This is a genomic window from Streptomyces sp. NPDC006544, from assembly GCF_040611715.1.
GTDB lineage: Bacteria > Actinomycetota > Actinomycetes > Streptomycetales > Streptomycetaceae > Streptomyces.
Window position 1 is genome coordinate 1 of the sequence record NZ_JBEXOV010000135.1, and the last position, 16,098, is coordinate 16,098.

Below are 16,098 nucleotides of genomic sequence, written 5' to 3' on the forward strand. Positions count from 1 at the left end.
ACGGAACGGCTTCCTCCGGTACGGCCCGGCCGGGAGACAACACTGCCCCGGACGCGGTGAGCGACCGGGGCAGTGCAGAGATTTCAGATGGCGTCGGTGCCCCTATGGGCTAGCCGACGACCTTCTTCAGGGCGTCACCCAGGGCGTCCGCCTCGTCCGGAGTCAGCTCGACGACGAGCCGACCGCCGCCCTCGAGCGGTACGCGCATGACGATGCCCCGCCCCTCCTTGGTGACCTCGAGCGGGCCGTCGCCCGTCCGCGGCTTCATGGCCGCCATGCTCGTTCCCCTTCCTGAAACCAGCTCATCGTCAGCCGACGGCCCCGTTCAGGCGCCTAGTACCCGGCATCGAACACATTGCTTCCAGGCCATTATCCCGCATGTCAGGACCCGATGACCAACATCGGGTGGGAACGCTTGCGCAACGCGCTCGACCAAAACCACTCATTTCGGGGATCTGCCTGCGATACTTCGCCGCCGCACACAGAGACTGGCGTCCGGATCGTTTGACGCACATCACATGTGGAACCGGGTCCCGGTCCGCCATGCTGGCCCTTGCACCGGCCAGTACCGGCCGGTAGCCAGCCCGCGAAGAAGGGGGACCCCGGCATGGCCGACAGCGTGCTCTACGAAGTGACCGACGGACTCGCGACCATCACGATCAACCGTCCCGAAGCCATGAACGCCATGAACACCGAGACCAAGGTGGCGCTGCGCGACGCGGTGACGGCGGCCGGCGCGGACACGGCCGTACGGGCGGTCCTGCTCACCGCGGCCGGCAACCGGGCGTTCTGCGTCGGTCAGGACCTCAAGGAGCACATCGGGTCGCTCACGGCCGACCGTGAGAACGGTTCCTCGCTCACCATGAACACGGTCGCGGAGCACTACAACCCGATCGTCCGGGCGCTCACGGACATGCCGAAGCCGGTGGTCGCGGGCGTGAACGGCGTCGCGGCGGGCGCGGGCTTCGGCTTCGCCCTGGCGGCGGACTTCCGGGTGGTCGCGGACACGGCCTCCTTCAACACCTCCTTCGCCGGGGTCGCCCTGACGGCCGACTCGGGCGTCTCCTGGACGCTCCCCCGCCTGATCGGGGGCTCGCGCGCCTCGGACCTGCTGCTCTTCCCCCGCTCGGTGAAGGCCCCGGAGGCGCTGGAACTGGGCATCGCGAACCGTGTCGTCCCCTCGGACGAGCTGGCCGCCGAGGCGGCCGCGGTGGCCCGCCGGCTGGCGCAGGGCCCCACGGTCGCGTACGCCGCGCTGAAGGAGTCCCTGGCGTACGGCGCCTCCCGCTCCCTGGCCGAGGCGCTGGAGCACGAGGAGACCCTCCAGGCCCGTGCCGGGGCCTCCCAGGACCACGCGATCGCCGTCGACGCGTTCCTCTCGAAGCAGCCTCCGACGTACCTGGGCCGCTAGGCCCCGCCCAGGTGCCCGGTCGGCCCGCACCCGCAGGCGGGTGCGGGCCGACCGGGCACCATCGGCACCGTCGGGACCGAAGGGACCGTCAGACGAGGTCCCGGGCCACGCAGCTGCCCAGGTGGTCGTTGACCAGGCCGCAGGCCTGCATCAGCGCGTACGCCGTCGTCGGACCGACGAAGCGGATGCCCTCCTTCTTCAGCGCCTTCGCCAGCGCCGTCGACTCCGGCGTCACCGCCGGGATCTCCGTCGTCGTCCTCGGCGCGGCACGGCCGGAGCCCGCCGGCCCGGGGGCGTGGGACCAGATCAGCCGGTCCAGGTCCCCCGGCCCCCACCCCACCAGGGTCTTCGCGTTGGCCAGGGTCGCCTCGATCTTCAACCGGTTGCGGATGATCCCCTCGTCACCGAGCAGCCGCTCCACGTCCGCCGCCCCGAACTCCGCGACCGCCGCGATCTCGAAGCCCGCGAACGCCGTCCGGAACCCCTCCCGCTTGCGCAGGATCGTCAGCCACGACAGGCCCGACTGGAACGCCTCCAGGCACAGCCGCTCGTACAGCGCGTCGTCCCCGTGGACCGGACGGCCCCACTCCGTGTCGTGGTACGCCACGTAGTCCACCGTGGCCAGCCCCCACGGGCACCGCAGCCCTCCGTCGGGCCCCGCGACCGCCCCGCTCACCGCGCACCGCCCTTGGTCAGGTCCACCGCGGCCGCACCGGAAGCACCGGAAGCACCGGAAGCACCGGAAGCACCCTTACCGGAAGCTCCGGCACCGGCACCCGCGCTGAGCTCCGCGATCCGCGCGTCCCGCTCCGCCAGCTCCGCCGCCAGCCGTTCCAGCACGTCGTCCACCTCGGCCATCCGGTACCCCCGCGGAGCCACCGGAAGCCGCAGTTCGTCGATGTCCGCGCGGACCACCGGTCGGTTCTCCGGCAGGCCGTCGGACACCCGGTCCGGTTCGGCCTCCGGAAGCACGGCCTCCGATCCGCCGCCGGCAACCGCCAGGGTGACCGCGGCGACGACCACGACCAGCGCGATGAGCAAGAACGCGAACACGATCAACTCCCCTGAGAAGACTCCGACCCTCAGGTTAAGGTCGCAGACGAGGCGCATGGGCCGCCGAAGGAGGAAAGAGCAGGATGCTGCGACTGGGCAGGCGCGAGTTCGACACCCACGAGCCGGTGATCATGGCCATCGTGAACCGGACCCCTGATTCCTTCTACGACCAGGGCGCGACCTTCCGCGACGAGCCGGCGCTGGACCGGGTGGAGCAGGCGGTCGCCGAGGGCGCCGCGATCATCGACATCGGCGGGGTCAAGGCCGGTCCGGGCGAGCACGTGGACGCGGCGGAGGAGGCCCGGCGGACGGTCGGCTTCGTCGCCGAGGTGCGCCGCCGCCACCCCGACGTGGTCATCAGCGTCGACACCTGGCGGCACGAGGTCGGCGAGGCGGTCTGCGAGGCCGGGGCCGACGTGCTGAACGACGCGTGGGGCGGGGTCGACCCGAAGCTCGCGGAGGTCGCCGCGCGCCACGGCGCGGGCATCGTCTGCACCCATGCGGGCGGGGCCGAGCCGCGGACCCGGCCGCACCGGACCTCGTACGAGGACGTCATGGAGGACATCCTGCGCGTCACCGTCGGGCTCGCCGAACGCGCGGCCTCGCTGGGCGTCCGGCGGGACGCGATCATGATCGATCCGGGGCACGACTTCGGGAAGAACACCCGCCACTCCCTGGAGGCCACCCGCCGCCTCGCGGAGATGACCGACACGGGCTGGCCGGTCCTGGTCTCCCTGTCCAACAAGGACTTCGTCGGCGAGACCCTCGACAAGCCGGTCAAGGAACGCCTCCTCGGCACCCTGGCGACCACGGCGGTCTCCGCCTGGCTGGGCGCCCGGGTCTACCGCGTCCACGAGGTGGCGGAAACCAGGCAGATCCTCGACATGGTGGCCTCCATCCAGGGCCACCGTCCCCCGGCCGTCGCCCGGCGCGGCCTCGCCTGAGCCCGCGGCCCGGCCCGGCCCGGCGGGCCGGACCGGCCGCACCTCCTACTTGCCGACTTCCTTCGTCACCAGCGCGATCGCCTCATCCACGTCGTCCGTGACGTGGAAGAGGTACAGGTCCCGCTCCGAGGCCTTGCCCTGCGCGATGACCGTGTTCTTCAGCCAGTCGACGAGCCCGCTCCAGTACTCCGTGCCGAACAGCACGATCGGGAAGCGGGTGATCTTCTGCGTCTGGACCAGGGTCAGGGCCTCGAACAGCTCGTCCAGCGTGCCGAGGCCACCGGGCAGGACCACGAAGCCCTGGCTGTACTTCACGAACATCGTCTTGCGGACGAAGAAGTAGCGGAAGTTCAGCCCGAGGTCGACGTGCTGGTTCAGCCCCTGCTCGAAGGGGAGCTCGATGCCCAGGCCCACCGAGATGCCGTTGGCCTCCCGCGCGCCCTTGTTGGCCGCCTCCATCGCGCCGGGACCGCCGCCCGTGATGACCGCGAAGCCGGCGTCGACGAGCGCGCCGCCGATCCGCACGCCGGCCTCGTACTCCGCCGATCCCGCCGGGGTCCGTGCCGAGCCGAACACGCTGATCGCCGGCGGCAGCTCCGCGAGCGTGCCGAAGCCCTCGATGAACTCCGACTGGATGCGCAGGACCCGCCACGGATCGGTGTGCACCCACTCGGAGGGCCCGGCCGAATCCAGCAGCCGCTGGTCCGTCGTACTGCCGGCCTGCACCTGGCTCCGCCTGCGCAGCACCGGTCCGAGCTGCTGCTCCTCGGGCCGGCGACGAGCGCCCCCTTCGGGAATGGCGTGGTTGCCCATGATGTGCTCCCTCCTGCTGATCGTTGGATCAGGGTAGGCGCACCGAGGTGACGAGAAGCGGAATTCAGGTGGTCAGCCAGGCGCGGAGTCGTTCCTCGCAGTGGAGGATCGCCTTCGTCTCCACGCGCTCGTCGACCTTGTGGGCCAACAGGGCGTCGCCCGGGCCGTAGTTGACCGCCGGGACGCCCAGGGCGCTGAAGCGGGAGACGTCCGTCCAGCCGAACTTCGGCATGGCGTGGCCGCCGACGGCCTCCATGAAGGCCGCGGCGGCCGGGTGCGAGAGGCCGGGCAGCGCGCCGGGCGAGGAGTCGTCGACCACGAACTCGTCGATCTCGCAGCCCGCGAAGACCTCCCGTACGTGGGCCAGGGCCTCGGCCTCGCTGCGGTCCGGGGCGTAGCGGTAGTTGACCGTCACCGTGCACGCGTCGGGGATGACGTTGTTGGCGACGCCGCCCTCGATGCGGACCGCGTTGAGGCCCTCGTGGTACTCGAGGCCGTCGATCACCGGCTTGCGCGGCTCGTAGGCGGCGAGCCGGGCGAGGACCGGGCCCGCCGTGTGGATCGCGTTGGAGCCCATCCAGCTGCGCGCGGAGTGGGCCCGCTCGCCGGCCGTGCGCAGCAGCACGCGCAGGGTGCCCTGGCAGCCGCCCTCGACCTCGGCGTTCGACGGTTCCAGCAGGACCGCGAAGTCGCCGGTCAGCCAGTCGGGGTGGGCCGCGGCGACCTTGCCCAGGCCGTTGAGGTCGGCGGCGACCTCTTCCTGGTCGTAGAAGACGAAGGTGAGGTCGCGGTTGGGTTCGGGCACGGTCGCGGCGATGCGCAGCTGCACGGCGACGCCGGACTTCATGTCGGTGGTGCCGCAGCCCCACAGGACGTCGTTCTCGTCGAGGCGCGAGGGCACGTTGCCGGCGATCGGCACGGTGTCGAGGTGGCCGGCCAGGACGACGCGTTCGGCGCGGCCGAGGTGGGTGCGCGCGACGACGTTGTTGCCGAAGCGGTCCACGGTCAGGTGCGCCAGGCCGCGCAGCGCGCGTTCCACGAGGTCGGCGAGTACCTCCTCGTCGCCGCTCACGGAGGGGATGTCGACGAGCCGGGCGGTCAGCTCGGCGGCGTCCTGGGTGAGGTCCAGCTCGGATTCGGGCATGGAGCTGACCCTAACGCGCGGCTGCGGCGGCGGCCCGTCCGTCCGGCCGGTGGACGCGCCGGGGGGCTCAAGTACGGTGGGCGGCGTGTCGCAGACCGATCAGTCCCGTCCTCGCCGCCGCCGTCGCCCGCTCCGCTGGGCTGCGGGATTCCTCGTGCTGATCGCGGTCGCGGGCTACTTCGTCCTGCAGCGCAGTTCCAACGGCGGGGGCGGCGCGCCCTACTGCACGGCCTCGGTGAACGCCATGGGCGGCGGCAAGGGCGAGAGCGGCCAGTACTACGAGATGTCCACCGAGCAGGCGGCGAACGCGACGACGATAGCCGCCGTGGGCGTCTCCAAGGGGATGCCGGACCGGGCCGTGACGATCGCGCTGGCGACGGCGATGCAGGAGTCGGCGCTGCGCAACCTCGATCACGGCGACCGGGACTCGCTGGGCCTGTTCCAGCAGCGGCCCTCCCAGGGCTGGGGCACGCCCGCGCAGATCATGGACCCGGTGTACTCGGCGGGGATCTTCTACGACCGGCTGGCCGAGGTCAAGGGCTACTCGCGCCTCCCGCTGACGGTGGCCGCACAGAAGGTCCAGCTCAGCGCCTTTCCGCAGGCGTACGCGAAGCACGAGCCGGACGCGACCGTGCTGACGTCGGCCTTCGTCGGCGGCGGCCACCTGGCCTGTACGGGGCCCGCGCCCAGCGAGCCCGGCGATCCGGCGAAGGTACGGACGGAGCTGGCCCGGCTGCTCGGCAAGAGCGGGCTCCAGACGGTGCAGACGGTGCCCGCGGAGCCGGTCGCGGCCGGTGACGGCCGCAAGGCCGTCCCGGAGTCCGAGGTGATGCTGGCGGCGAAGCGCGACGGCGGCGAAGCGGCGGCGCGCGCGGGCCGGGTGCTCGCACAGTGGGCGGTGGCCCATTCCGGCGGGCTGTCCATCGCACGGGTCTCCTACGCCCCCCACCTGTGGATCGCGGGCAAGGACGGCGACCGCTGGCAGGACAAGGGCGCGGCCGGGGCGAAGGGCGGCAACGGCGCGGATGCGGCTCCCGCGGTCCCGGGCGAGGTACGGATCTTCGTGCGCGGCTGAACCGTCCGCCCGCCTTGCTGCCCGGCCGCGCCCGGGACCGCCCGCTCAGCCGTGCGATCCGTCCCCCGTGCGGGGGTGACCCGCGGGGCGGACGTGCGGGCCCTGAAGGGCACACAAGCGCAGGTCGGCGCACATCCAATGCGGTTGTCGCGGAAGCCGATTAAACGATGCGTTACTGATCCTTTACCCATGGGCTCCGCAACTCACCCACCCCCGGGAGCGGTTGTACCGGCGTACTCAGCCGCTACCGCTTAGGAGCAACATGTCCCTCCCCCTGACCCGCCGGATCGCCCGTACCGCGCTGCTCCTCGCAGCCGGGGCAGCGCCCGTGGTCGGTGCGGCCGGTGCGGCCAGCGCCGCGGGCCTGGAGTCCGTGCCGCAGCTGGGCGCGCTCACCGCCCCGGACACCGCGGCCCCCACCGTCGACGGCACCGCCGCGACGGCCGCGGAGACCACGGGCGCGGCCACGGAGACCGCGGGTGCCGCGACCAAGGCCCTCCCGGCCGTCCCGGCCGCCCCCGCCGACCTGACCGGCACGGCGGGCTCCCTCCTCGGCGGGCTCCCGGCGGGCGGCCTCCCCGGCGGTCTTCCGGGCGGCCTCCCCGGTGGTCTCCCGGGCGGGCTCCCCGGTCTGGGCTAGCCGTCGGCCACAGGAACACCGAGGGGGCCGGGAGCACGAACTCCCGGCCCCCTCGGGCTGTTCACCGGCGACGGTTCAGGCCAGCCGCTTGACCGCCGCCTCGACCCGCTCGTCCGTGGCCGTGAAGGCCACGCGGACGTGGCGCGCGCCCGCCTCGCCGTAGAAGTCGCCCGGCGCGACCAGGATGCCCAGGTGCGCCAGGTGGTCGACGGTGTCCCAGCAGGGCTCGTCGCGCGTCACCCACAGGTAGAGGCTGGCCTCGCTGTGCTCGACGCGGAAGCCGTGCGCCTCGAGGGCCGTGCGCAGCGCCGCGCGGCGGGCCGCGTAGCGCACGCGCTGCTCCTCGACGTGCGCGTCGTCGCCGAGCGCCGCCACCGTGGCCGCCTGCACCGGGGCCGGGGTCATCATGCCGCCGTGCTTGCGGATCTGCAGCAGCTCGCCCAGGACTTCGGCGTCGCCGGCGATGAAGGCCGCCCGGTATCCGGCCAGGTTGGAACGCTTGGAGAGCGAGTGGACGGCGACGAGGCCCTCGTAGGAGCCTCCGCAGACGTCGTCGTGGAGCACGGAGACGGGCTCGGCGTCCCAGCCCAGCTCCAGGTAGCACTCGTCGCTGAAGATCAGGATCCCGTGCTCGCGCGCCCAGGCCACGATCCGGACCAGCTCCTCCTTGGGGAGGACCGCGCCGGTGGGGTTGGACGGGGAGTTGAGCCACAGCAGCTTCACGCGGGCCGGGTCGAGGTCGGCGGTCGGGTCGTCGTAGACCACGGGCTCGGCGCCGCACAGCCGCGCGCCGACCTCGTACGTCGGGTACGCGAGCCGGGGGTACGCGACCTGGTCGCCGGCCCCGAGGCCGAGCTGGGTCGGCAGCCAGGCCACCAGTTCCTTGGAGCCCACGACCGGCAGGACGTTGCGGTGCCCGGCGGCGCTCGCGCCGAGGCGGCCGCGCACCCATCCGGTGATCGCGTCGCGCAGGGCGGCCGTGCCCCACACCGTGGGGTAGCCCGGGGAGTCGGCGGCCTCGACCAGGGCGCGCTGGATCAGCTGCGGCACCGGGTCGACGGGCGTGCCGACGGACAGGTCGACGATACCGTCGGCGTGGGCCGCCGCCGTCGCCTTGTAGGGCTCCAGCTTGTCCCAGGGGAAGACGGGAAGACGGGCTGAGACTGCGGCCACGATGCGCTCTTTTCGCTTTCCGGGTGTTCCGTGCGTTCCAGGTGTTCTACAGGTACCGCGGGGTGAAACGCGTCGGTCCCGTCCGGCTGCGAGGCCGAACGGGACCGAGGGGCGCTCAGGCGGTACCGACCGTCAGTGGCTCGGGTTGATGTCCGCCGGCAGCGCTGCGATGAAGGGGTGGTCGCGCTCGATCAGGCCGAGCTTGGAAGCACCACCGGGCGAACCGAGCTCGTCGAAGAACTCGACGTTCGCCTTGTAGTAGTCCTTCCACTCCTCCGGAGTGTCGTCCTCGTAGAAGATGGCCTCGACCGGGCATACCGGCTCACACGCACCACAGTCGACGCACTCGTCCGGGTGGATGTACAAGGACCGCTGGCCCTCGTAGATGCAGTCGACGGGGCACTCTTCGATGCATGCCTTGTCCTTGACGTCGACACAAGGCTCCGCGATGACGTAGGTCACGCTCTCGTTCCTCCTCGGTAGGGCTTTCCATATCGCGCGGGAGCGCGGCGTCGTCGATGCCCGCCTCTAGTATCTCCGTTCCCGGGCACGATCCGAACAGGAGGGGCGGACAGAGCTGTGGAATTCACTGCCGGCGGACGGCTGGAGATCCGGATTACACCATCTGACGTGGGTAAACGTGTCTCTGTACGACGGGTGGAGCGCGGGTTGGGCGGAGCCCCCTCGTTCACGGACACGGTAGGGGTTCTCACATCCTGGGACACCGGTGTGGTGACGATCACACGCAGGACCGGTGAGCGCGTCCGCATCGCGGAATCCGCGCTGGTCGCGGGCAAGGTCGTGCCCGCCGCGCCGGCCCGCCGCAGGGGCCCCGCGGCCTCCTTCGGGGAGCTCGCGCGGGTCTGCGCGCGGGCCTGGCCGCCGCTGGAGAGCGAGCCGCTGGGCGAGTGGACGCTGCGCGCGGCCGGCGGGTTCACCCGGCGGGCCAACTCCGTGCTGCCGCTCGGTGATCCCGGGATACCGCTGGGCGAAGCACTCGCGCGAGTGACCTCCTGGTACGCCCGGAGGGGACTTCCGGCGTACGTCCAGGCCGCCACGGGGGCCGAGGGCACCGACGAGCTGCTGTGTGCGGAGCTCGCGGACCGGGGCTGGGACCGGGAGGTCTCGGCGGAGGTGCGGACCGGCGGGCTGGCGGCGCTGGCGGACGTGGAGGACCGGGTGCTCGCCGTCGCCGGCGAGGTACGGCTGACCCGCGCCCCGGACGAGGAGTGGCTCGCCCGCTACGGGAGGGTCGAGGATCCGCAGGTCGCCCGGCGGGTGCTGACGGCGGGCCCGTCGGTGTGGTTCGCGGCGCTGCCCGGCCGGGCGATCGGTCGGCTCGCGGTCGACGGCCGGTGGGCGGGCTTCGCGGCGGTCGAGGTCGATCCGGAGCACCGGCGCCAGGGCCACGCGAGGGCCGTGATGGCGGCGCTGGCACTGCGCGCGCTGGAGGAGGGTGCCTCGGCGGCCTGGCTGCAGGTGGAGGGCGGCAACGCCGCGGCGCGGGCGCTGTACGAGGCGATGGGCTTCTCGGTCCACCACAGCTACCACCACTACCGGCAGGTGGCGGCGTGAGCACGGAATCCTGGCGCGAGCGGTTCGCGGCGGAGGCCCGGGCGGAGCGGCCGGACCTGTCGGCGCTGTGCCTGCTGCTCGCCACGGAGGGCGATCCCGAGCTGGACGAACGGGCCATGGACTGGGCGCAGATCGAGCTGGACCGGCTGGCCGGGATGCTGCCGTACGGGCTGCGGGACGCGCGTGCGTGGGCCTCGGCCGTCACCGAACTGCTGGGCGGGCGGATGGGGTTCCACGGGACCCCGTCCGACTACGACCGGCTCCAGTCCTCGTTCCTGCACGAGGTGCTGCGTCGGCGCCGGGGGCTGCCGATCCTGCTGTCCGTCGTCTGGATGGAGGTGGCCCGGCGGGCCGGGGCCCCGGTGTACGGACTGGCCCTGCCGGGGCACTTCGTCGTGGGGTTCGGGGATCCGGAGGAGGGCGTGGTCGTCGATCCCTTCGCGGGAGGCGCCTCGCTGGGCGCGGGTCCGGCGGAGCTGGCGGACGGGCCCCGGATCGCGGCGCGGACCCTGGACATCGTCCTGCGCGTCCTGAACAACATCCGCGCGTGGGCCTCGGCCCGTCCGGAGCACTCCGCGGTGGCCCTGTGGGCGCTGGACCTGGCGCTGCTCCTGCCCTCGCATCCGGCGGCGCTGCGGTACGCACGGGCGAAGGTGCTCGTGGAGCGGGGCGATTTCGCCAACGGGGCGGCGGAACTGGAGTCCTACGCGCTGATCGTGGACGTGATCGACCCGCCGGCGGCCGGCCGCATCCGCGCGGAGGCCGTGTCGGCCAGGGCGCTGCTGAACTGAGGGCTTGCAGGGACGGGGCCCCCGCGGCCCGGACGGACTCCTAGAGCCAGCCCTTCTCCCGGGCCACGCGCACCGCTTCGGCGCGGTTGCGGGCCGCCAGCTTCTGGATGGCCGTCGAGAGGTAGTTGCGGACCGTGCCCTGGGACAGGTGGAGGAGCACGGCCAGTTCCGCGTTGGTCGCGCCCGACTCCGCCTCCCGCAGGATCTCCCGCTCGCGGTCGGTCAGCGGGTTCGCGCCCTCCGCGAGCGCAGCCGCCGCCAGGGTGGGGTCGATGACGCGCTCGCCCGCCAGCACCTTGCGCACCGCCGCCGCCAGTTGGGCGGCGGGCGCGTCCTTGACCAGGAAGGCGGAGGCACCCGCCTCCATCGCGCCGCGGAGGTAGCCGGGGCGGCCGAAGGTGGTGAGGACGACGATCCGCAGCGCGGGGACGGCCTCCCGCAGGGCCGCGGCCGCCTCGATGCCCGTCATACCCGGCATCTCGATGTCCAGCAGGGCGACGTTCACGTCGTGGGACCGGGCCGCCGCGACCACCTCGTCGCCGCGGGCGACCTGGGCCAGCACCTCGATGTCCGGCTCCAGCCCGAGGAGGGCCGCCAGGGCCTCGCGGACCATGGACTGGTCCTCCGCGAGGAGGATCCGGATCGGGCGTGGGGTCATGAGCCCGATCCTAGGGGGGCGCGTGCCAGGAGCCGGAAACCGGCCCCGCCCCGGTCGCGCTGCCCGGCCGGGCCCGCGGTCAGGGTGCCGCCCACTGCCTCGAGCCGTTCCGTCAGGCCCGTCAGGCCGTTGCCGGCGACGGCCGGGCCGCCCGCGCCGTCGTCGGTGACCGTCAGCTCCGCCACCGGACCGGCCAGGGTCTGGACGACGGTCAGGGTCACCGTGCAGCGCTTCGCGCCGCTGTGCCGGACCACGTTGGTGACGGCTTCGCGCAGCGCCCAGGCGAGCGCCGCCTCGGTCTCCTCCGGGAGTTCCTCCGCCCAGTCGCCGGGCAGGTCCACCAGGATCCCGGCCGCCGTCAGCGCGGTCCGCGCGCCCGCCAGTTCGCCCGGCAGCGTCGGCCTGCGGTAGCCGCTCACGGCCTCCCGTACGTCGACCAGCGCCTGCCGGCTGACCTGCTCGATGTCGGCGACCTGGCGGGCGGCCGCCTCGGGCCGGTCCGGCAGCATCCGGCCCGCCAGCTCGCTCTTGAGCGTGATCAGCGACAGCGAGTGGCCCAGCAGGTCGTGCAGGTCCCGGGCCATCCGCAGCCGTTCCTCGTTGGCCGCGAGCTGCGCCACCGTGGCCCGCGCCTGGCGCAGTTCGATGGTGGTGCGGATCATCGCGCGTATGCCGACCATCGCGAACCCGCCCATCAGGGACGGGATCAGCAGTCCGGCCAGGTACGCGTCGCCGCCGGGCACCGCGAGGGCGGTGAGCGTCAGCAGCGCGGTCGCTCCGGGGACGGTCCAGCGGGAGATCTCTCCGGGGAGGGCGGCTCCGGAGGAGATGGACACGTAGACGAAGAGCACCAGCCATTCGCGGCCGAGGGTCAGCGACAGGAGCGTGGCCTGGGCGGCGAGGACCGCCACCGAGAACAGGACCCGGCGGGTGTCCATCTGCCGGGCGGTGCGGAAGACGAGGATCAGGTACCAGGCGACGAAGGCCGCGAGGCCCAGGCCGCCGAGCAGCCGGGCCCCGAGGGAGTGGCCGCCGCGCAGGAGGTCGGTGACGGGGGCGCTGAGGTAGAAGAGCCAGAGGCCGATCCACAGCGATTTCACCATCTTCTGCCGCCGGTTCTGCGGCGGGACCCCGACCCGGGTCGAGCCCGGGAACAGAATCGGTTCCTCGGTCACGGCCCTCGCCCCGTCCCCCGTCACGGCCCTCGCCCCGTCCCTCGCCCCGTCCCTCGTCACGTCCCCCGTCACGCCTCGCGCCGCCCTTCCCGTCGCTCCCCCGGATGCCGGGCCACCGCTCACGGTCGTCACGCCTTCAGCGAGTCCTTGCGGTAGAGCCAGGCGGCGGCACCAGTGAACAGTACGAAGTACACGGCGAGGATCGCCACGTCCTTGGCGTGCGGCGCGCCGCCCAGCTCGATGGCCTGGCCGAGTCCTGCGTAGGCGTGGGTGGGGAGCCATGCGCAGATGTCGCGCAGCCACTGCGGGAAGTTGGCGGTGGGCATCCACAGGCCGCCGAGGATGGAGAGGCCGAAGTAGCAGAGCATCGTGACGGGGCGGACGGTGTCGCCGCTCGCGAGATAGCCGAGGGCGACTCCGAGGGCCGCGAAGACGAGGCTGCCGGCCCAGATGGAGCCGGTGAGGGCGAGCCACTGCCACAGCTCGAACCGGACTCCCTTGACCCCCGCGGCGACGGCGAAGACCACGAGGATGGCGGGGAGCGAGAGCACCCCGGCGCTGGCGGTCTTGGCGATGACGTAGCCGCGGCCGGGCAGCGAGGTGAGGCGCAGCTGGCGGACCCAGCCGGCCTCGCGCTCCTTGGCGATGCGCTCGCTGTTGCCCATGAGGACGGCGGTCAGGGCGCCGAAGGAGGCCATCGCCACCATGTAGAACGCGGGCATGGCCAGGTCGGTGCCCATGACCTTGGTCGTGCCGTTCAGCGTGCCGCCGAGCATCAGGAAGAGGGCGGCCGGGTAGAGCACGGTGAAGAACATGTACTTCTTGTTGCGCAGGGCGCGGGTGATCTCGAGCGTGACGAGTTTCGTCGTTCCGGTGCTGCTGTTCATGACGCGTCGGCCTCCTCGGCCTCGGTGAGGGCGATGAAGGCCTGCTCCAGGCCCAGGCCCGCGACCTCCAGATTGCGGGGGTAGGCCCCGAGGGCGTACACGGCGTGGACGGTGGCGTCGGCGTCGCTGGACTGGAGCCGGACGGTGTCGCCGTGCCGCTCGAAGACCGTCAGGTGGGGGAGCTCGCGCAGGGCGCGCTCGTCCACCGAGCCCTCGGTGAGGTCGAAGGCGATCCGGCGGGCGCCGGCCTTCGCCTTGATCTCGGCGGCGGTGCCGTCGGCGAGGAGCCGGCCCTTGCTCAGGACCAGGACCCGGTCGGCGATCGCGTCCGCCTCCTCCAGGTAGTGCGTGGCGAACAGGACGGTACGGCCCTGGGCGGCCTGCTCGCGCATGGTGGCCCAGAAGGCCTGCCGGGCGGTGACGTCCATGCCGGTGGTCGGCTCGTCGAGCACGATCAGGTCGTTGTGCCCGGCCGTGGCGAGGGCGAAGCGCACGCGCTGCTCCTGGCCGCCGGAGAGCTTGTTGACCATCCGGCCCGCGATGTCGGAGATGCCGGCGAGGCCGAGCACCTGCTCGACCGGGTAGGGGCGGGGGTGCAGGGCGCAGGTGAGCGCGACCAGTTCGCGTACGGTCACGTCCTCCATCAGGCCGCCGGTCTGGAGCATCGCGCCGACCCGGCCGGCGGCGATGGCCTCGCGGGGGGTGGTGCCGAAGAGCCGGACCGAGCCGGAGTCGGCGGGGCGCAGACCGAGCAGCAGGTCGAGGGTGGAGGACTTGCCGGCTCCGTTGGGGCCGAGGAGGGCGACGGTCTCGCCGGGGTGCAGTTCGAGGGTGAGTCCGTCGACCGCCCGGACCGGGCCGTAGCTCTTGCTCACGTCGTGGAAGCTCACCACGGCGCCGCCGGCAACGCTGCCGGTGCCGGGTTCCGTGGCGGCGCGGGGCTGCGTCGCGGTCTTCGTCTTCATGGCTCAAGGTTCGCCCGTGCGGGGGTCCGTGCGGCAGTGTCCCGCGTCGTGACAGGCGCATGACGGATGTCATGCGGCGGAGGTGACGCGGATGCGCCGGAGCCCCTCCCCGGCATCCGGGGAGGGGCTCCGCACCGCGGCTTCGGGGGCGGCCCGTCAGCTCGCGTTGGTGTCGATGACCGCGGTCCGCTCGGCGGCCGTCTTGCCGCGCAGCGCCTTGCCGAGGGCTCCGGCGACGTCCTGCGGGGTGACGGCGGTCTTCTCGCCGGTACCGCGCGTGATGAGGACGCCGTCGAAGGTGTTCCCGTAGGTCGCCTTGAGCGCTTCCAGGTCGTACTTCTCGACGAGGTGGCCGTCCACGGCCTGCATGCTGAGGATCTTGGGCAGGGACTTGGCGCCGAAGGGCAGGGACTTGGCCCCCGCCTTGACCGTGGCGGGCGCCGACATGGCGGGCTCGGCGAACTCCTTCATGGCCCGGTCCAGTTCGGCCTGGTCGATGACCGGGTCCTTGGTGGCCACGGGCAGTTCGACCGGGGCCGCCTTCCCGGTGGCGACCATGTCGCGGAAGGCCTGCTTGACCAGGAGCATGGAGCCGTCCACGTCCAGGGTGGAGCCGGGCTTGCCCGCGACGGCGACGGGCTTGCCGGTGTCGAAGGTGATGGTGCCCTCGGTGACGGAACCGGCCGTGCCGGCCAGCTCCTGGAGGGCCACCTGCAGCTTCTCGTCGTCGGTGGGCAGGACGGGCTCGGCGGCGCGTTCGCTGCCGAAGAGGGAACCGATGACCGTGACGGGGTTGTAGTCGCTGCCCGCCGCGTTGCGGACGGTGGTCTGGCTGTCCAGGCTCAGGCCGGCCTTCTCGGGCTTCAGCTCGACCGGCTTGCCGCTGACGGTGAGCTGGAGCGGGCCGGCGGCGCGGTTGCCGAAGGCGGTCTGGAGCTTGGCGACGGCCTCGTCGCGGGTGCCGCCGATGTCGACGCCGAGGACGGTGGTGCCCTTGGGGACGTCGGAGTGGTTGAGGAGCAGGCCGGCGCCGTAGGCCACGCCGAAGAGCGCGAAGAGGCCGCCCCCGATGAGGACGAGCTTGTTGCGGCCCTTTTTGGCGGGCCGGGCGGGCGCCTTGGCCTTGTTGCCCGCGGGCGCCGGGGCGGGCGCGGCTTGCGCCGGGCCGGGGTCGGCGGCGGGGGTGGGGCGGGGGTACGCGGCGGACACGGAGCCCGGGTGCGGGTACGCGCCGGGGTCGCCGTCGCCGAGCTCGGGGCCGGGCCAGGTGGGCTCCTGCGCCCCGCCCACCGGTACGGTCCCCAGCGCGGGCCCGCCGGTCGGTCCGGCCGGGCCTCCCTGGCCGGACCCGTACACGGGCACCTCCTGGGTGCCGCCGACTCCGGGTCCGCCGGGGCGGTGCCCCGCGGGCACGTCGAAGCCGGGTCCCTGGCTGGGACCGGGGCCGACGCCGGAGCCGAAGACCTGCCCCGGGGCGCCCCCTTGGCCGGGCTGCGGGCCGGGGCCGGAGGGGGAGCCGAAGCTCTGGCCGGGGCCGACGCCCGCGTTCGAGCCGAAGCCCTGGCCGGGTCCGGGGCCTTGGCCGGGCCCGGAACCGGGGCGCTGACCGGGACCGGGGAAGCCCGGGCCCTGGCCGGGGCCCGCGGGGCCACCCGTACGGGGACCGGCGGAGCCGGCCGGCGGTGCGGCGTAGCCGGGGGTTCTTCGCCGGTTTCATCACCGAGAAGTCCCTGAGCGTGGACAACCTCTTCGTCTTCGTCCTGATCATGGCGACGTTCGCGGTCCCCTCGCAGC

18 protein-coding genes are annotated in these 16,098 nt (G+C 73.1%); 6 read left to right on the forward strand and 12 right to left on the reverse strand.

All coding sequences use genetic code 11. From position 1 onward, the window contains the following. Positions 1–109: 109 nt before the first annotated feature. Positions 110–277 (reverse strand): DUF3117 domain-containing protein, encoded by a 168-nt coding sequence (locus tag ABZY44_RS34640; protein WP_003966491.1) that lies wholly within the window; start codon positions 275–277, stop codon positions 110–112. Between the two features lie 330 nt (positions 278–607). On the opposite strand from ABZY44_RS34640, the gene ABZY44_RS34645 reads away from it, so the two are divergent. After that, positions 608–1,411: an enoyl-CoA hydratase-related protein gene (locus tag ABZY44_RS34645; RefSeq protein ID WP_356660963.1), complete on the forward strand. Its 804-nt coding sequence runs from the start codon at positions 608–610 to the stop codon at positions 1,409–1,411. Positions 1,412–1,499: 88 nt separating this feature from the next. Here ABZY44_RS34645 and ABZY44_RS34650 read toward each other — a convergent pair whose 3' ends face one another. Together ABZY44_RS34650 and ABZY44_RS34655 are read right to left on the reverse strand one after the other, a co-directional pair. After that, the gene (locus ABZY44_RS34650; protein WP_356660965.1) at positions 1,500–2,087 is read right to left on the reverse strand and encodes a DNA-3-methyladenine glycosylase I; all 588 of its coding nucleotides are present in this window, start codon (positions 2,085–2,087) and stop codon (positions 1,500–1,502) included. Continuing rightward, positions 2,084–2,470: a DivIVA domain-containing protein gene (locus ABZY44_RS34655; protein WP_356660967.1), complete on the reverse strand. Its 387-nt coding sequence runs from the start codon at positions 2,468–2,470 to the stop codon at positions 2,084–2,086. The genes ABZY44_RS34650 and ABZY44_RS34655 overlap by 4 nt, the downstream gene beginning before the upstream one ends. A 77-nt stretch (positions 2,471–2,547) precedes the next feature. Between ABZY44_RS34655 and folP the strand changes: the two genes are divergently transcribed. Continuing rightward, entirely contained in the window at positions 2,548–3,408 is an 861-nt protein-coding gene (gene folP, locus ABZY44_RS34660; protein ID WP_356660969.1) for a dihydropteroate synthase, read from the forward strand. Between the two features lie 45 nt (positions 3,409–3,453). On the opposite strand, the gene ABZY44_RS34665 is transcribed toward folP, so the two are convergent. Further along, positions 3,454–4,221, reverse strand: coding sequence for a TIGR00730 family Rossman fold protein (locus ABZY44_RS34665; RefSeq protein WP_356660971.1), 768 nt, complete (start codon positions 4,219–4,221; stop codon positions 3,454–3,456). Between the two features lie 64 nt (positions 4,222–4,285). Continuing rightward, positions 4,286–5,365, reverse strand: a complete 1,080-nt coding sequence (dapE, locus tag ABZY44_RS34670) for a succinyl-diaminopimelate desuccinylase (RefSeq protein WP_356660973.1) — start codon at positions 5,363–5,365, stop codon at positions 4,286–4,288. An 85-nt stretch (positions 5,366–5,450) separates the two neighbouring features. On the opposite strand from dapE, the gene ABZY44_RS34675 reads away from it, so the two are divergent. Both ABZY44_RS34675 and ABZY44_RS34680 read left to right on the forward strand, forming a co-directional pair. Further along, positions 5,451–6,440: a hypothetical protein gene (locus ABZY44_RS34675; RefSeq protein WP_356660975.1), complete on the forward strand. Its 990-nt coding sequence runs from the start codon at positions 5,451–5,453 to the stop codon at positions 6,438–6,440. A gap of 262 nt (positions 6,441–6,702) precedes the next feature. Next, positions 6,703–7,080 (forward strand): ATP-binding protein, encoded by a 378-nt coding sequence (locus ABZY44_RS34680; RefSeq protein WP_356660977.1) that lies wholly within the window; start codon positions 6,703–6,705, stop codon positions 7,078–7,080. Between the two features lie 75 nt (positions 7,081–7,155). Here ABZY44_RS34680 and dapC read toward each other — a convergent pair whose 3' ends face one another. Continuing rightward, positions 7,156–8,253: a succinyldiaminopimelate transaminase gene (dapC, locus tag ABZY44_RS34685; protein WP_356660979.1), complete on the reverse strand. Its 1,098-nt coding sequence runs from the start codon at positions 8,251–8,253 to the stop codon at positions 7,156–7,158. Between the two features lie 132 nt (positions 8,254–8,385). Beyond that, entirely contained in the window at positions 8,386–8,715 is a 330-nt protein-coding gene (fdxA, locus tag ABZY44_RS34690; protein ID WP_030868357.1) for a ferredoxin, read from the reverse strand. Between the two features lie 117 nt (positions 8,716–8,832). Here fdxA and ABZY44_RS34695 point away from each other — a divergent pair, with 117 nt between their 5' ends. Together ABZY44_RS34695 and ABZY44_RS34700 are read left to right on the forward strand one after the other, a co-directional pair. Next, positions 8,833–9,828: a GNAT family N-acetyltransferase gene (locus ABZY44_RS34695; RefSeq protein ID WP_356660981.1), complete on the forward strand. Its 996-nt coding sequence runs from the start codon at positions 8,833–8,835 to the stop codon at positions 9,826–9,828. Further along, the gene (locus ABZY44_RS34700) at positions 9,825–10,619 is read left to right on the forward strand and encodes a transglutaminase-like domain-containing protein (RefSeq protein WP_356660983.1); all 795 of its coding nucleotides are present in this window, start codon (positions 9,825–9,827) and stop codon (positions 10,617–10,619) included. Before ABZY44_RS34695 ends, ABZY44_RS34700 begins: the two co-directional genes overlap by 4 nt. A gap of 40 nt (positions 10,620–10,659) precedes the next feature. Here the strand turns inward: ABZY44_RS34700 and ABZY44_RS34705 are convergent, their stop codons facing one another. The 5 genes from ABZY44_RS34705 to ABZY44_RS34725 all read right to left on the reverse strand — a co-directional run bounded on the left by ABZY44_RS34705 (position 10,660) and on the right by ABZY44_RS34725 (position 15,717). Next, entirely contained in the window at positions 10,660–11,277 is a 618-nt protein-coding gene (locus tag ABZY44_RS34705) for a response regulator transcription factor (protein ID WP_356660985.1), read from the reverse strand. Further along, a complete protein-coding gene (locus tag ABZY44_RS34710) occupies positions 11,274–12,380 on the reverse strand; it encodes a sensor histidine kinase (protein WP_356660991.1) in 1,107 nt (368 codons plus the stop codon). Before ABZY44_RS34710 ends, ABZY44_RS34705 begins: the two co-directional genes overlap by 4 nt. A gap of 200 nt (positions 12,381–12,580) precedes the next feature. Next, positions 12,581–13,339, reverse strand: coding sequence for an ABC transporter permease (locus ABZY44_RS34715; RefSeq protein WP_356660987.1), 759 nt, complete (start codon positions 13,337–13,339; stop codon positions 12,581–12,583). After that, complete coding sequence (locus ABZY44_RS34720) at positions 13,336–14,232, reverse strand: ABC transporter ATP-binding protein (protein ID WP_356660993.1); 897 nt, start codon at positions 14,230–14,232, stop codon at positions 13,336–13,338. The genes ABZY44_RS34715 and ABZY44_RS34720 overlap by 4 nt, the downstream gene beginning before the upstream one ends. 228 nt (positions 14,233–14,460) lie before the next feature. Then, on the reverse strand, positions 14,461–15,717 hold the full coding sequence (locus ABZY44_RS34725) for a hypothetical protein (RefSeq protein ID WP_356660989.1): 1,257 nt from the start codon (positions 15,715–15,717) through the stop codon (positions 14,461–14,463). Positions 15,718–16,098 lie beyond the last annotated feature (381 nt).